Origin of the sequence: Sellimonas catena (assembly GCF_027924685.1) — a bacterium.
In the GTDB taxonomy this organism is placed as follows: Bacteria; Bacillota; Clostridia; order Lachnospirales; family Lachnospiraceae; genus Sellimonas; species Sellimonas catena.
In genome coordinates, this window is record NZ_BSBO01000041.1 from 19,233 (window position 1) to 35,023 (window position 15,791).

The 15,791-nt window shown below is 45.6% G+C and carries 12 protein-coding genes and 4 tRNA genes; 13 read left to right on the plus strand and 3 right to left on the minus strand.

The window, feature by feature from the left end:
- Positions 1 to 59: 59 nt before the first annotated feature.
- Positions 60 to 851 (minus strand): MerR family transcriptional regulator, encoded by a 792-nt coding sequence (locus Selli1_RS15840; RefSeq protein ID WP_087167687.1) that lies wholly within the window; start codon positions 849 to 851, stop codon positions 60 to 62.
- 148 nt (positions 852 to 999) lie between these two features.
- Here Selli1_RS15840 and Selli1_RS15845 point away from each other — a divergent pair.
- The 11 genes from Selli1_RS15845 (at position 1,000) to Selli1_RS15900 (ending at position 9,191) form a co-directional block, all read left to right on the plus strand.
- Positions 1,000 to 1,070, plus strand: a tRNA-Gln gene (locus Selli1_RS15845).
- A 4-nt stretch (positions 1,071 to 1,074) separates the two neighbouring features.
- Positions 1,075 to 1,148, plus strand: a tRNA-Pro gene (locus tag Selli1_RS15850).
- 74 nt (positions 1,149 to 1,222) lie between these two features.
- A tRNA-Gln gene (locus Selli1_RS15855) sits at positions 1,223 to 1,293 on the plus strand.
- Positions 1,294 to 1,297: 4 nt separating this feature from the next.
- Positions 1,298 to 1,371: transfer RNA gene (locus tag Selli1_RS15860), tRNA-Pro, on the plus strand.
- Between the two features lie 551 nt (positions 1,372 to 1,922).
- On the plus strand, positions 1,923 to 3,245 hold the full coding sequence (locus Selli1_RS15870) for a hypothetical protein (protein ID WP_281873877.1): 1,323 nt from the start codon (positions 1,923 to 1,925) through the stop codon (positions 3,243 to 3,245).
- A 565-nt stretch (positions 3,246 to 3,810) separates the two neighbouring features.
- Positions 3,811 to 4,152: a nucleotidyltransferase domain-containing protein gene (locus Selli1_RS15875; RefSeq protein WP_118636802.1), complete on the plus strand. Its 342-nt coding sequence runs from the start codon at positions 3,811 to 3,813 to the stop codon at positions 4,150 to 4,152.
- Positions 4,145 to 4,537: a HEPN domain-containing protein gene (locus Selli1_RS15880; RefSeq protein WP_118636801.1), complete on the plus strand. Its 393-nt coding sequence runs from the start codon at positions 4,145 to 4,147 to the stop codon at positions 4,535 to 4,537. Before Selli1_RS15875 ends, Selli1_RS15880 begins: the two co-directional genes overlap by 8 nt.
- A gap of 140 nt (positions 4,538 to 4,677) precedes the next feature.
- Positions 4,678 to 6,246 carry a chloride channel protein gene (locus Selli1_RS15885; protein ID WP_281873879.1) on the plus strand — a complete coding sequence of 523 codons (1,569 nt, stop codon included), beginning with the start codon at positions 4,678 to 4,680 and terminating at the stop codon, positions 6,244 to 6,246.
- 15 nt (positions 6,247 to 6,261) lie between these two features.
- On the plus strand, positions 6,262 to 7,620 hold the full coding sequence (locus Selli1_RS15890) for an MATE family efflux transporter (protein WP_242959032.1): 1,359 nt from the start codon (positions 6,262 to 6,264) through the stop codon (positions 7,618 to 7,620).
- Positions 7,621 to 7,774: 154 nt separating this feature from the next.
- Positions 7,775 to 8,233, plus strand: a complete 459-nt coding sequence (locus tag Selli1_RS15895) for an NfeD family protein (protein ID WP_330677617.1) — start codon at positions 7,775 to 7,777, stop codon at positions 8,231 to 8,233.
- Positions 8,234 to 8,237: 4 nt separating this feature from the next.
- Positions 8,238 to 9,191 (plus strand): SPFH domain-containing protein, encoded by a 954-nt coding sequence (locus Selli1_RS15900; protein ID WP_191433776.1) that lies wholly within the window; start codon positions 8,238 to 8,240, stop codon positions 9,189 to 9,191.
- 95 nt (positions 9,192 to 9,286) lie between these two features.
- Here the strand turns inward: Selli1_RS15900 and Selli1_RS15905 are convergent, their stop codons facing one another.
- Both Selli1_RS15905 and Selli1_RS15910 read right to left on the minus strand, forming a co-directional pair.
- On the minus strand, positions 9,287 to 10,414 hold the full coding sequence (locus tag Selli1_RS15905; protein ID WP_087167738.1) for a DUF362 domain-containing protein: 1,128 nt from the start codon (positions 10,412 to 10,414) through the stop codon (positions 9,287 to 9,289).
- 37 nt (positions 10,415 to 10,451) lie between these two features.
- Complete coding sequence (locus tag Selli1_RS15910; RefSeq protein ID WP_087167678.1) at positions 10,452 to 10,949, minus strand: GNAT family N-acetyltransferase; 498 nt, start codon at positions 10,947 to 10,949, stop codon at positions 10,452 to 10,454.
- A gap of 113 nt (positions 10,950 to 11,062) precedes the next feature.
- Here Selli1_RS15910 and Selli1_RS15915 point away from each other — a divergent pair, with 113 nt between their 5' ends.
- Entirely contained in the window at positions 11,063 to 11,767 is a 705-nt protein-coding gene (locus Selli1_RS15915) for an ABC transporter ATP-binding protein (RefSeq protein ID WP_118636799.1), read from the plus strand.
- A 13-nt stretch (positions 11,768 to 11,780) separates the two neighbouring features.
- Complete coding sequence (locus tag Selli1_RS15920; protein WP_281873880.1) at positions 11,781 to 15,500, plus strand: FtsX-like permease family protein; 3,720 nt, start codon at positions 11,781 to 11,783, stop codon at positions 15,498 to 15,500.
- The last annotated feature ends 291 nt before the right edge of the window (positions 15,501 to 15,791 follow it).

Sequence of the window (15,791 nt, forward strand, 5' to 3'; positions counted from 1 at the left end):
AATCAGGTGAAAAATAAAAGCATCAAAAAAGGACATCTCCGAAAAACGGGGATGTCCTTTCAGGTGACAAGAAGCTGAAGTTCTGTGATGTGTTCATCCGGGTCCGCAGACTGATGGATATCAACCCAGAGCAGCTCAAGAAACCATGGCCCGGCCGTAAGTCCATGCTCCTGGGCGTAGGAGAGCAGTTTCGGGATGCCTTCGGCATTGTGGACGGTGCTTCCATGGTAGCTGTAGGAAAGATAACGTCCTTCCGGCAAGGTATCCGGACCGTCCTCGGCAATGAGAAATACTCCCTCGTAGCCAGTGTAATTTCCTTCCCTGGCAGATGCGGCAGGCAGCAAAGAACCGATATGATTGCTGCCGATAATATAGAGAGTGTCCTGGGACTGGTTAAACAGCTGTTTCATCAGTACATCCATCTCTTCGTCCTTCTGATAACCAGAGTGAAGAATATGGCAGGACCGCGCCGGAAGCCATTTTTCCGTGACGGTCTCAAGAGGCTGATCCTCCGCCTTCCGGATCGTTGCAAGGCGCTCCTGCACATTAGACTGAAGCTTCGTAAGGTCTGTGATTTTCAGGCGGATCGCATCCAGCTCATCCCGGAGCAGCTGTTCCGTCGTATGAATACTCCGGTCATTTAAATATTCCCGGATCCGCTCCATGGGAAATCCAAGCCCCCTAAGATCCCGGATCACATTCAGACGCCAGATATCATTGAGACGATAGAGGCGGTATCCGTTTTCACCGCGCTTCGGTGTCAGGAGACCAAGCTCCTCATAGTAACGCAGTGTGTCCACACTGATCTGATACAGCTTTGAGATTTCTCCGATTTTAAAATACTGTTTCATAAGCGCCTCCTGAAAAACCATTGTTGTTCGTATTATATCAGGGTTTGGAAGAAGGTGGAAGAGAAAATGAAAAAAAGTGTTGACAATCAAAAATTTTTTGATATAATAGTCTTGTTCGCTGATAAAACAGTGACACGGCAAATGCTGATGCGGATTGGTGTAATGGCAGCACAGCAGACTCTGACTCTGTTAGTAGAGGTTCGAGTCCTCTATCCGTAGTTATCGGAGTGTGGCTCAGCTTGGTAGAGCGCTACGTTCGGGACGTAGAGGCCGCAGGTTCAAATCCTGTCACTCCGATCACCGGAAAAACTCAATTTTTGCCGATGAAAACAACATATATTAAAAACGCTTTGAAAGACAGAAAGCAGCGATGCGGATTGGTGTAATGGCAGCACAGCAGACTCTGACTCTGTTAGTAGAGGTTCGAGTCCTCTATCCGTAGCTTTCGGAGTGTGGCTCAGCTTGGTAGAGCGCTACGTTCGGGACGTAGAGGCCGCAGGTTCAAATCCTGTCACTCCGATATACCCTCGTTTTTACGAGGGTTTTTTTATTGTCATAAAAAGAAAAGCCAATTGGCTTTGACTGGGATCAGTCAGCACATATCAGATTCTCGAATTTAGTGTTGTGTGTTAGGATAATCTTTTTTTATTAAGAATAGAAGAACTGCTACGGGAAAAAGGTGTCAGCAGGAATGCTATTTATAAAGAACTGGATATACCGAGGTCAAATTTCAACAGATATTGCAGAAACGAGTTTTAAAGACTGGACGCAAATTTAATCTGCAAATTATGTGATTATTTTGAGTGTGAGGTTTGGGAGTTGATTCGTTGTGTAAAAGGATAGCAGACGACTACGGTTATGTCATGGAGTTGAAAAAGGTATGAAGAGAAAAAATCTGTGTATCTTTTTTGATTGCATAACCTAAAAAATAGAATTATACTATAAATAGTGAAAGTTTAGAAATTACTATGTGTTGGGTAAAATAAGAGTATAAGCCAAACTGTGTTATTTACAAAGAAACAAGCCTAATAGTATGATTTTCATATAAAAGGAAATAGGGATACAGAACTGATGAAATTAGTGAGGATACTTAATAAAGCAATTGAAGAAATAGATATATTAGAAGAGTATTATAAGGAACAATATAATACTACAAGTCGGCACGTAAAAGAGGAAATGGATAAATATAAATATGGTTTAGCTATTTATAAATATCTATGTGGAAGAATACATAACGAAAAAGAACCGCATTGTATGAATGAGGGTGAGAAAAAGTTTATAGCTGAAGAACTTGTTGTTATAGAGGATGAAAATGAAAGTGACGATGTTCAATATAAACTGAAAGAACCTGAAAAATATATTGATAAATATGAATTAGATCCGTTTGTGGCTGAAAAGAGATCTGGTAGTTTAATTAAACAGACAATAACCCTAAATGAATCTGTGATAATTATGTTACTTATTCGTTTTGAAAGTATTATTTCTGAAATTTATAAAGAGTTACTAATTGCTTTTCCAGATGCATACTTGAAGGATAAAAGCATAACGTACTCAGAGCTCATTTCCTTAAATTCTGATATTGAAGAAATAAAAAAAGCATTTATAGATAGTGAAATTGATGAATTTATGAGGCGACCTCTTAAAGAGTGGTATTCTACATTTGAACAGAAACATAAATGTCATTTTAATTTTGGTGAGGACTTTGAACAATTCAGAGAAATATATTATCGTCGCAATGTAGTGGTGCATAATCAAGGAAGAGCAAATAGTTCTTATTTGAATAATGTTTCTGAAAAATACACTTGTGAGATAGGAGCAAACCTTACTCCCACACACAAATATTTGTTAGATGCAATTGATTGTACTAGGATAGCTATTCTTGAAACGGTTTTAGGGTTAATGAAAATTTGTTCTGATAATGCAGAAGTGAGAGAATTCCTTTTCAGTATAGGATTTAGGTATATGACAGAAAACAAGTGGAAGGTTAGTAAGTACATTTTTAATATACTCATGAATATAAAGGGACAAAGCGAGGTGGATTTGTGGCTTAATAAAGCTAATTATTACGTTTCATGTAAAAATCTCGAAGGAATAGATACTATACGAACAGCAGTTGAAAAAATAGATATATCTGTAATGACTTCTCGGTTAGCAATAGCAAAGCCGGCATTATTGGATGATTTTGATGAGGTAACAAGAATTTTGGATGATTTAATTGGCAATGGGATTGATGCTAATGATATTAAATCATGGCCTATGTTTATCCAGTATAGGGAATCCGGTGAGTATCCTAAGTTAATTGAAAGGCATAAAGATTTATTTGAAATAGAAACATATTCTGCATCTGAGATAATCTGTTTATCGAACCAAGAAGCAAAAACCAAAAAAGATTGATAATAATTACTTAACGAAAAATTTCTGTAGATGTTAAATGTAAGATAATTGTGATAGAAATAAAGTCGAGTTTGTGAGAGAGAAGCATTTGAACACAGAAGACTTAATGAAGTCTTCAAGGCTCTTTCTTTTCAGCTTTCTTGATGATTTAAAACGGTTCGATTCCAGTCACTACTGTTTGTTGATGGTAAGAAACAGAAAGAGGGATATTTGATCCGAAAGGATAGACACTTCTTTTTCTGTCAAATGCTGTTTTACGGATATGCAAGCTCTCCTTTCTGACCAAATAGGTCGCTTGCTTTTTGAGGGGATTCCCAAATAGCCCTTACAAAGCCCGTAAATACGTTGTTCGTTGACCGTAGAGTCTGCAGGTTCAAATCCTGTCACTCCGATATTTGAGAAATATGCTACAATACCTTATTTAGAGGTGTTGTAGCATTTTTATATAGTCGTTTTGTAAATTCAAAGAAAGAATTGTTTAAATTTTAAGATGCAGGTATAATAATTATATAGGTTTTCGGTCATACAAACTTGAGTGTTCATTTCAGAAAGGGGATCAGATCATATGTGTACGCAAAACGATCTCGAAAAACTTTTGAAGAAAATGGTTATAATTTATCGTGATATCTACAATCAGGATTTATGTGATATCTATTTATACGGCTCATATGCGCGAGGAGACTATAATGCGGAGTCGGATATTGACATTGTGGCAATTGTAAAAGGAGAAAGACAGGAGATTCAAGACCAGTTAAAGAAGATTTGGGATATAGTCTCAGATTTGGAATTAGATTATGAAGTTATTATTTCTCCAACAGTAATTCCTTATAGTGAATTTGAGGCTTATAAAGATATACTGCCTTATTACCGCAATATAGCTCAGGAAGGAGTGAAACTTAGTGCCTGATTATCAAAAAGAACTCGTAGAGTATCGTTTGCAGACTGCTAAAGAAAAACTTCACTCTGCTCAGGTCCTTCTTGAAGCTGGGGAATATAAAGATTCCATTGGAAGATCATATTATGCAATGTTTTCCGCTATCAGAGCCATATTAGCATTAGATAAAGTGGATTTTTCAAAGCACGCAGGAGTAATAGCCTATTTTCAGAAGGAATATGTCAAAACAGGAAAGTTTGATAAAGAGTATTCCAAATATATAAGCAGTGCTTTTCAGATTCGTAATAACTGTGACTATGCTGATTTCTTTTTGGTTTCCAGAAGTGATGCAGAAGAGCAGTATAAAAAAGCAGAAAAATTTTTGGATGCGGTAAAGCAATATCTTGAAGGAATTTAAATATGTTACAAAGATGAATTACAAAAAATAAACTACAGCAAGCATTCTCAGGGGAAGCTGGTCGAAATCAAATGACCGGCTTCCCTGTTTTTGTGGTATACTGAAAACTATGAGAGAACATATCTGAAGAAATGGGTGAAATGATGAGAGAAAAGAAAGATATATCCTACACGATCCGCAGATCTGCGGATTTCCCGGTTATTATGATCGGGGAAGGAATTCTGGTGGGAGCCGTTGCCGGAGGCATTGTGCTTTTGTACCGGATCTGCCTGAACTATGCGGGGACATGGATGCGTCAGATTCTGGAGATGTGCAAAGGAGATCCGCTCCGGTCGGCGCTCTGGATCGGAGCGCTTCTTCTGATGGCGGTTGTGACCGGGCTTCTGGTCCGGTGGGAGCCGATGATTTCGGGCAGCGGTATCCCGCAGTTAAAAGGTGAGATGGAAGGAAAACTGGAACAGCGGTGGTACCGGATTCTTCCGGCGAAATTTCTGGGCGGCTTTCTGGGACTGTTCGGCGGGCTTGCCCTTGGCCGGGAAGGCCCGTCCATTCAGCTTGGAGCCATGGCGGGAAAAGGGATCTCCCGTGTTTTAAAACGTGGAAAGACGGAGGAAAAATTCCTTTTGACCTGCGGCGCCAGTGCGGGAATGGCAGCGGCGTTTCAGGCTCCTCTTGCAGGCGTCATGTTTACCATGGAAGAGATTCATAAAAATTTCACGGCGCCGGTGTTTATTTCTGCCATGACCTCGGCGGTTGTTGCCGACTATATGACATCTCATGTTCTGGGGATGGATCCGGTGTTTCAGTTTGACATTGCAGGGAATCTGCCTCAGAGATATTACGGACTGCTCATTGTCATGGGACTGGTCTTAGGAGTCTTCGGTGTGTTTTATAACTGGTTTACTTTGAAAGTCCAGAGCCTCTATAAGAAGGCTGCGTTTCTGGGACCGGTCGGGAAAGCGGTGTTCCCGTTCCTGGTTGCCGGGATTCTCGGATTTACGGTACCGGAGATTCTGGGAAACGGACACAGCCTGATCGATACGATGACGCATGAGAGAATGGTGCTGCAGACGTTGATTGTGTTGTTCGTTTTAAGGTTTTTATTTTCAGCAGTCAGTTTCGGCTCCGGGGTCCCGGGCGGGATCTTTTTCCCGATGCTGGTGCTCGGCGCGTTTGCAGGATGCGTTTTCGGGACAGTATGCAATGAAATGTTCGGCGTTCCGGCAGAATATATCAACAATTTCATTCTGCTTGCAATGGCGGGATTTTTTACGGCGGTGGTACGCGCCCCGATGACCGGAATCATTCTGATTTTTGAGCTGACAGGATCGTTGAGCCAGATGCTTTCCCTGTCTGTTGTCACGGTCATCGCCTATATTACGGCCATGATGTTAAAGTCAGAGCCGATTTATGAAAGTCTTCTTGCAGGACTTCTGAAAGGGCAAAACGGGCAGATGCCGGAAGAAGGAGGAGAAAAGGTACTGGATTATTATGCGGTTGCAGAAGGTTCTCCTGTTGCCGGATGCATGGTAAAAGAGGTCAGCTGGCCAAAAGCGTGCCTGCTTGTATCGATCCGGCGGGGTGAGAAAGAACTGATCCCGAAAGGAAAAACAAAGATTCAGACCGGGGATGTTATTATCACAATGACCGACGAAGCGCATAACGGCGAAGTGTGTGACCAGATGAAGCAGTTGTGCAGAAACGAGTAAAAGAGGCGATGAAATTTGGATACAAAAAATGATTTCAGTAAAGGAAGCGTGGCAAAGAATATATGGAGTCTGGCTGTCCCTATGACAGTAGCCCAGCTTGTCAACGTGCTTTACAGTGTGGTAGACAGGATTTATATCGGACATCTTCCGGACGCGTCGACAGAGGCGCTGACCGGGATCGGGCTTGCGCTTCCGGTTATTACGATGATTACAGCATTTTCCAATCTGTTCGGCATGGGAGGTGCTCCGCTTTGTTCGATTGCAAGAGGAGCGGGAGACGTAAAACGGGCTGAGAAAATTATGGGGAATTCCTTTACGCTGCTTTTGATGACAGGCGTGATCCTGATGGCGTTCTGCTATCTTACCATGAGACCGATGCTTTACCTTTTCGGTGCAAGCGACCAGACCTATCCGTATGCACAGGCGTATCTTTCCGTTTATCTGACAGGGACACTGTTTGTGATGATCAGTCTTGGTATGAACAACTTTATCAACGCCCAGGGCTTTGGAAAGATGGGAATGCTCACTGTTTTGATCGGTGCAGTCCTGAATATCGTGCTGGATCCGGTTTTTATTTTCGGATTTCATATGGGCGTATACGGAGCGGCGGCGGCGACCGTAATTTCCCAGGGAGTGTCGGCAGCCTACGTGTTCTGGTTTCTGAGAGGGAATCATGTTCTTTTCCGGCTGAATAAAAAAGATATGAGACTGGAGGGGAAACTGATCCGGGAAATTACAGGACTTGGACTTTCCGGGTTTGTCATGTCGGTGACGAACGGTTCGGTACAGATCGTCTGCAATGCCATGCTCTCCCGGTATGGAGGGGATCTGTACGTCGGAGTCATGACGGTAATCAATTCTGTCCGGGAAATTATTACCATGCCGGTGAACGGCCTGACCAACGGCGCACAGCCGGTGATCGGATTCAACTATGGAGCGGGGGAATACGAAAGAGTAAAGAAAGCCATCCGTTTTATGGGTACGAGCTGTATCGTATTTACCTGCGCGGTCTGGGCGGTTCTGTTTGCCGTACCGCAGTTTTTTATTCATCTGTTCAACAGTGAACCGGAGCTGCTTGAAGCAGGAGTGGGCGCGTTTCGGATATATTTTTTCGGAATCTTTCTGATGGCGCTTCAGTTTACCGGCCAGTCTACCTTTGTGGCGCTTGGAAAATCGAAGCAGGCGGTGTTCTTTTCCCTGCTCAGAAAGGCGATTATTGTCATTCCGCTTACCATCTGCCTCCCGATGATCGGAGGGCTTGGTGTAAACGGTGTATTCCTTGCAGAGCCGGTTTCCAATCTGATCGGAGGTGTGGCATGTTTCGCCACCATGTATGTGACTGTCTACAGAAAACTGGGAAAAAGAGGAGAATGATCTGTTTCTGGTTGCAAAACAGCAGGAACTCTAGTAAACTGATAATAAATCGAAACAGTTTAAAAAAATCAGAAAAAGAGGAGAAAGTTTTGAAAAAGAACCATCTCTGTCTTTCCGGATCCGGAAGGATATCTGACGTAAGGAGGTGTGACATGTGGACGCTCTGACACCGGAAACAATGAGGATTATCTGGCTTTTGCTTGTTGTGATTCTTCTGGTGATCGAACTGATTACCGTGGGACTGACGACAATCTGGTTTGCGGCGGGATCGGCGGCGGCATTTCTCCTGTCTTTGACAGGTGCCGGGATCGGATGGCAGACCGGCATATTTCTGGCCGTTTCCATCGTCCTGCTGATTTTTACAAGGCCGTGGGCCCTCAGGTATGTCAACAGAAACCGGGAAAAGACCAACTACGAAAGTCTGATTGGGAAAACAGTCAAAGTGACACAGCGTATCAGCAACACAGACCAGACGGGGGCAGCGGTCTATGACGGACAGGAGTGGACTGCAAGAAGCGTGGAAGATGACGGGACAATTGAAGCTGGAAAGTATGCGGTTGTCGAGAAGATCGAGGGCGTGAAGCTGATTGTGAGGGAAAAGGAGGAAAAGTAATATGATGAATGCATCCACGATTATGAGTATTCTTGGGATTATTTTACTGATTCTGATTGTGCTGATTCTGATCTCCTGCATTAAGATCGTACATCAGGCACAGGCACTTGTGGTCGAGCGTCTCGGCGCATATCAGGCGACCTGGGGCGTTGGAATTCATTTTAAGATTCCGATCATTGAGCGTGTGGCAAGACGGATTGATTTAAAAGAACAGGTGGTTGATTTTGAGCCGCAGGCGGTAATCACGAAAGATAACGTTACCATGCAGATTGATACGGTTGTCTTTTATCAGATCACGGATCCGAAGCTGTTCTGCTACGGAGTGGCAAATCCGATCATGGCGATTGAAAATCTGACTGCTACGACGCTTCGAAATATCATCGGAGATCTGGAGCTGGACCAGACACTGACATCCAGAGAGACAATCAACACGAAAATGCGCTCAGAACTTGACCTCGCTACAGACCCGTGGGGGATCAAGGTGAACCGTGTGGAACTGAAAAATATCATTCCTCCGGCAGCGATCCGGGATGCGATGGAAAAGCAGATGAAAGCGGAACGTGAAAGAAGAGAGGCCATCCTTCGTGCAGAGGGTGAGAAGAAATCTACGATTCTTGTGGCAGAAGGAAATAAGGAGTCCGCAATCTTAAACGCGGAGGCGGATAAGCAGGCGGCTATCCTTCATGCAGAGGCAGAAAAAGAGAAGATGATCAAAGAGGCAGAAGGTGAAGCGGAAGCGATCCTGAAAGTCCAGAAGGCAAACGCGGACGGTCTCCGTTTCCTGAAGGAAGCCGGCGTCGATGAGGCAGTCCTGACCTTAAAGAGTCTGGAAGCATTTGAAAAGGCGGCGGACGGCAGAGCGACGAAGATCATCATTCCGTCCGAAATCCAGGGAGTGGCAGGTCTGGTGAAATCCCTGGTAGAAGTCGGAGAAACAGAGAAAACAGGCGAAGAGTAACAGAGAAGCCAGCACTGGCAGCGTAGAATAGAAAGTAGAAATGAAACAGAGGTCCGGAAAAACTCCGGGCCTCTGATTTGCTTTCTGAAGTTATTTTATTTTACTGTGATCAATTCATAGGATCTGGTGCCGAGGCCGATTTTCTCAGCGTGGGAGAGACAATCTTCCCATCCGGCTTCCGGGGTTGTGTTGACGAAATGATCGTGGTGGTCACAGAAGCCATCCTCATGCATCCGGTCATCAAGAAGACTTCCAGGAAGCGGATTCTGTGCATTGCATGCGTCCACGCAGGCCTGATCCAGCGCAACCGGGTCGAAGCTTGCGAACATTCCGATATCCGGAAGGATCGGCACATCGTTTTCACCGTGGCAGTCGCAGTACGGGGAAATGTCGATCACCAGATTGATATGGAAATTCGGGCGCCCATCCAGAACCGCCTTGGAATACTCGGCGATTTTCATATCAAGTTCCTTCACCGCGGAAGAATTCTCGTTGTAGATGGCATCAAAATTGCAGGATCCGAGGCAACGGCCGCATCCGACACATCTGCTGTGGTCAATGGAGGCACGACGGTTTTCATCAAAAGAAATCGCTCCGTGGGCACAGTTCTTTGCACAGGTCCGGCAGCCTACACAGCGTTCCTGATCGACAGAAGGTTTCCCGCTGTTGTGCATCTCCATCTTTCCGGCACGGGAACCGCATCCCATTCCGATATTTTTGAGGGCACCGCCAAATCCGGTTGCCTCATGTCCCTTGAAATGATTCAGAGAAATGAAGACGTCCGCATCCATAATGGCAGTTCCGATCTTCGCATCTTTCACAAGCTCACCGCCCTCCACAGGTACATAGGTCTCGTCCGTACCTTTCAGTCCGTCGGCGATGATGACCTGACATCCGGTAGAAAACGGGGTAAATCCATTTTCGTAGGCACTTTCGATATGCTCCAGAGCATCTTTTCTGCGTCCTACGTATAAGGTGTTGCAGTCTGTCAGAAATGGACGTCCGCCAAGCTCCTTTACGACATCAGCAACAGCTTTTGCCCAGTTCGGGCGAAGGTAGGAAAGATTGCCCGGCTCGCCAAAGTGGATCTTGATGGCTGTCATTTTCTTCTCAAAATCAATCTCCCCGATGCCGGCTTTTCTGATCAGTTTTTTCAGCTTGCCCGGAAGATTTGTTCCAGGAAGAGCCCGGAGATCTGAAAAATATACTTTTGCTTTTTCCATGTTTTTGTATCCCTCCAAAATATAGTTTCCTCTCAAATTAAATTTCCATTTCCAGAATATAATCATCCATCACAAAACCGTTTCCGATGTCGGTTACCTCAGAGCGGACATCGTGAAAACCAAGATGATGATAAACGTCCAGTGTATGGCTGTTGTACTTGTTGCAGGTCAGCCAGATCTTTTTTAGCCCTTTCTCACGGCAGTAGTTCTTTAAGAAATCCACAGCCTGTGTGGCAAGATGCTGTCCCCGGAAATCCTTGTGAAGATAAAGCTTGCTCAGAAACAGAGCATCTTTCTCCGGATGAATCCCCGCATAGCCTGCAAACGCATCATCACAGAAGATCCGATAATATTCATATCCGTCTTTCACCTGGTCTTTCAGGGCCGGATAAGACTGGAACCTGCCGACCATGTAGTTGACCTGCTCAAGGCCGATGATCGGGACAAAATGCTCGTGCCAGATTTCATTTGCAAGCGCCGCGATCTTGTCCAAAGCGACATCGGTCACAGCCTGTTCCATTCTGAATGTTCCCATAAAAATTCCTCCTTCGGGCTGTTTTTTCAACCCCTTATCTGTTATTATAAAGATAGTAAGAATTTGATGCAAGATAAAATTAGAAGTGTCAGATTAGAGGTGACAGGCAGCACATGACAAGCTTTGTAACATTGAAAGATGTACGCAAAATTTATAAAATGGGAGAAGTGGAAATCCGCGCCGTGGACGGGATCGATTTCGAGATTGAAAAGGGCGAGTTTGCCGTAATTGTAGGGCCGAGCGGCGCCGGAAAGACTACTGTTCTCAACATTCTGGGCGGGATGGATACGGCCACCAGCGGGGAAGTGTGGATTGACGGGACGGACATCACGAAATTTAAAGCCCGGCGGCTGACCGGCTACCGGAGGGATGATATCGGATTTGTATTTCAGTTTTACAACCTCATTCAGAACCTGACCGCACTGGAAAATGTAGAACTTGCGCTTCAGATCTGCAAGGATCCGCTGGACGCTGCGGAAGTGCTGCGGGAAGTCGGACTGGGCGACCGCATGAAGAATTTCCCGGCGCAGCTTTCAGGGGGTGAGCAGCAGCGAGTCTCCATTGCAAGAGCGCTGGCGAAGAATCCGAAGATTCTGCTCTGCGATGAGCCGACGGGAGCGCTTGACTATAATACAGGGAAAGCAATTTTAAAACTTTTGCAGGATACCTGCCGGGAGAAGGGTGTGACTGTGATCCTGATTACGCACAACTCGGCCATTGCGCCGATGGCGGACAGGGTCATTCATATTAAAAATGGAAAAGTATCAAAGATGATCAGGAACGAACATCCGGTTCCTGTGGAGACGATTGAGTGGTAATGGCGGTGATAATATGAAAAAGACGGCATTAAGAAAAGAGTTCTGGATGTCGATCAGAAAAAGTCCGGGCCGTTTCCTTTCGATCTTTCTGATTGTCGCTCTGGGAGTTTCGTTCTTTTCCGGAATCCGTGCCTCGGAACCGGATATGCGGGTTTCCGGAGACAGATATTACGATGAGACAAACCTTATGGATCTGAAAGTACAGGGGAGCCTGGGGCTTACGGATGACGATGTGAAGGCGCTGTCCGAAGTAGAAGGTATCCGGTCGGCGGAGGGCGGATACAGCGTTGATGCGCTCTGTAAAGTAGATGAAAATGAAAAAGTCTTACATATTGCATCTTCCTATGACACGGTCAATCAGACGACAGTATCCGAAGGAAGAATGCCAAAAGGGGATTCCGAGTGTGTTCTTGATGAAGACTTTATGGAGGCGAACGGCTATGAGATCGGGGATACGATTGAACTCTCTTCCGGCACGGAAGATCCGCTGACAGACAGTCTGAAAAAGGAAGATCTTACGATCGTGGGAGCAGGCAGCAGCCCGGAATACATCTCCATTGAAAGAGGAAGCTCCCTGATCGGAAACGGTGAAGTCTCCGCCTTTGCGGTGGTGGCACCGGAGGCTTTCGCACTGGATGTATATACGGAAATTTATCTTCTTGTAGACGGAGCAGAAGCCGAAACCTGCTACACAGACGGGTACGATGATCTGATCGCGAAAGTCAAAAAGCGGGTGGAAGATATTGCTGATGTGGAGTGCGTCCGCAGGACGGAGGAGATCAAAGCGGAGGCACTTCAGGAAATCGCGGATTCCCAGAGTGAGCTGGATGATGCGAAAAAAGAAGCAGATGAGGAGCTCGCAAAGGCAGAACAGGAATTACAGGATGCCGAGCAGCAGATTACGGACGGACAGAAGCAGATTGACGATGGCAAGGCAGCTCTGGAATCCGGAAAGGCAGAGATCAGCAGTCAGGAGAAGACCCTGCAGAATGCCGAGGCTCAGTATCAGAGCGGAGCGGCTGAGTTACAGTCCGGAAAAACTGCACTGGCAGGTCAGAAGGAAGCTCTTGCATCCGGAAAAAGTCAGGCTCAGGCAGAGTTCGCAAAGCAGGAGGAAGAGATTGCAAATTCCCAGAGCCAGCTGGATTCGGCCAAACAGCAGATCGATGCGGCCGAGCAGAAACTTGCCTCGCAGGAAGCGGAGCTGACTTCGGCAAGGGAAGAGCTGGATCAGAAAAAAGCAGAGCTTGCAGCCGGACTTGAGGCATTGAATCAGCAGGAAGAGGGAATCAACTCCGGACTTGCTCAGGCGGAGCAGGAGATCAGTCAGAAACAGCAGGAGCTGGATGCACTGCAGGCACAGATCAACGAACTGGAAGCGACGATAGCATCGGATCCGGACTCTGTTACAGAAGAGATGAAGGCAAAGCTTTCGGAACTGAAAGGCCAGTGGGAAAGCGGAAACAGTGCCCTTGCGGATGCAAGAGCTGAGCTGGAGACACAGAAAGCTCAAGCGCAGGAAGCGCTGCAGGAGATCGAGACACAGCGGACAGATCTTGCGGCGTCACAGAGTGAGCTGGAACAGGCGGATCAGACCCTTTCGGAACAGGAAGCAGTCTTTCTGGAACAGGCTGCCGCAGCAAGAGAGGAGCTGTCTACACGGAAGGCTCAGTGGGAAGCCGGCGTAAAGGCGCTGGAAGAAGGAAAAGCGGCACTTGCAAGTGCAAAGCAGGCGACAGAGGGCAGGTTTGCGTCAGGAGATGAGCAGATTGCCGCTGCCGAAGCAAAGATCCGTGCTTCCGAGTCCGAACTTTCTTCGACGGCATCTCAGATTGCAAGCGGAAGATCACGGATTGCGGCTGCAAAAAATACGATTACGGAGCAGGAGGCAAGTCTGGCACAGGCAGAAGCCGAACTTGCAGACGGACGGGCCGAACTGGAGTCCGGTCGGAAAGAATACGAAACACAGAAAGCAGACGCCGAGAAAGAACTGGCGGATGCTCAGATAAAGATCGATGATGCGAAAGCAGAAGTAGATGAGATCGAAGATCAGGAATGGTATGTCAATGACAGAGACGTTCTGGCAGAATACACAAGCTACGGCGAAAACGCAGACCGGATGCGTGCTATCGGAGAAGTGTTCCCGGAACTCTTCTTCCTTGTGGCGGCCCTGATCAGTCTGACAACCATGACAAGGATGGTGGAGGAAGAACGAACCCAGATCGGTACATTAAAAGCGCTTGGTTACGGAAAAGGAGCCATTGCAGGAAAATACATGATGTACGCATTTCTTGCGACGATGGGCGGCAGTATATTCGGAGTACTGATCGGAGAAAAACTCTTTCCGTTTGTTATCATTTATTCGTATCAGATCATGTACACCCACCTTCCGCACATTGTGACACCGTACCAATGGGATTACGCATTGATGGCGACGGGAGCGGCGCTGGCATGTACTCTGCTTGCTACGTTCTATGCATGTTATAAAGAACTGGCGGCACAGCCGGCCGAACTGATGAGACCACCTTCACCAAAAGAAGGAAAGCGGATTCTTCTGGAAAGAGTCACCCTGATCTGGAAACATTTGAACTTTACATGGAAATCCGCAATCCGGAATCTCTTCCGTTATAAGAAGCGGTTTTTCATGACCATCGCCGGAATCGGCGGCTGTATGGCGTTGATGGTAGTCGGATTCGGTATCCGGGATTCCATCATGTGCATTGGAACTATCCAGTATCAGGAGATTCAGGTCTATGATGGCATGATTTATCTGAGCAGCAGTGTGACAGAGGATCAGATTCAGCAGATCAAGAATGCCATGGATGGAATGGATAAGATGGACAGATACATTGAGATGGAGATGACAAGAGAGCCGATATCCTTATCCGTCGATGGAAGTACAGAAGATGTTTACCTGTGTGTGCCGGAAGATAAAGATAAAATCGAAGACTTTATGAACTTCCGCAGTCGGGCGACAGGAGAGGTCTATCATATCCAGGATGACGGCGTCATTCTGACAGAAAAAATGGCCAATACACTGGATGTTTCCAGTGGAGATACCATTTACCTCGGTGCAGACGGGGAAGAAAAAGAAGTGACTATCACAGATGTCTGTGAAAACTATATGCAGCATTACGTCTATATGTCGCCGGAACTTTATCAGGAATTGTATGGAGAAGAACCGGAGTATAACAGCATTCTTTTCGATCTGAAAGACGCATCGGCACAAGAACTGTCACAGGCAGGAGAAGAGTTGTTAAAGTATGACGGTGTGATGAACGTTACTTATACGAACAGTATTGAGGATCAGTTAAATACCATGTTACAGAGCCTGGATCTGGTTATTGTGGTACTGATTGTTTCAGCAGGACTGCTTGCCTTTGTAGTACTGTATAATCTGAATAACATCAATATTACAGAACGGAGGCGGGAGCTTGCAACCCTGAAAGTGCTTGGATTTTATGATACGGAAGTCAGCTCCTACGTTTACCGGGAGAATATTATGCTGACGATATTCAGTATTGTAGTCGGTATCGTACTTGGGGCATTGCTCCACCGTTTTGTCATCACGACTGTGGAGGTAGACGCGGTCATGTTCGGAAGAGTGGTTAAGTGGCAGAGTTACCTCTACAGTGCACTGTTCACCACAGCATTTTCCCTGTTTGTCAACTGGGTAATGTATTATAAACTGAAGAAGATCGATATGGTGGAATCACTGAAGAGTGTGGAATAAAAAGAACTCCTTTCATGAGAGGCAGAAAATATGAGCCGCTCATGGAAGGAGTTTTTTTATAGGAAATTTTTAGAAAAAAATTCACAGAGTTTTTTACTCTGTGAAATATTTTTTATTTCATTATAAATAAAGATAACATTTTTCTTCTGTTACCCTCAATTATTATGATATTGGGGTCAAAAGCCTGTCTATAGCACCTTGAAAAGTTCATATATTTTGTAGTAAATACAAGCCGAAATGCTTCTCTTGCTGTATAATAGAGCTATCCTAGAAAAGAAGGTAATCTTTATG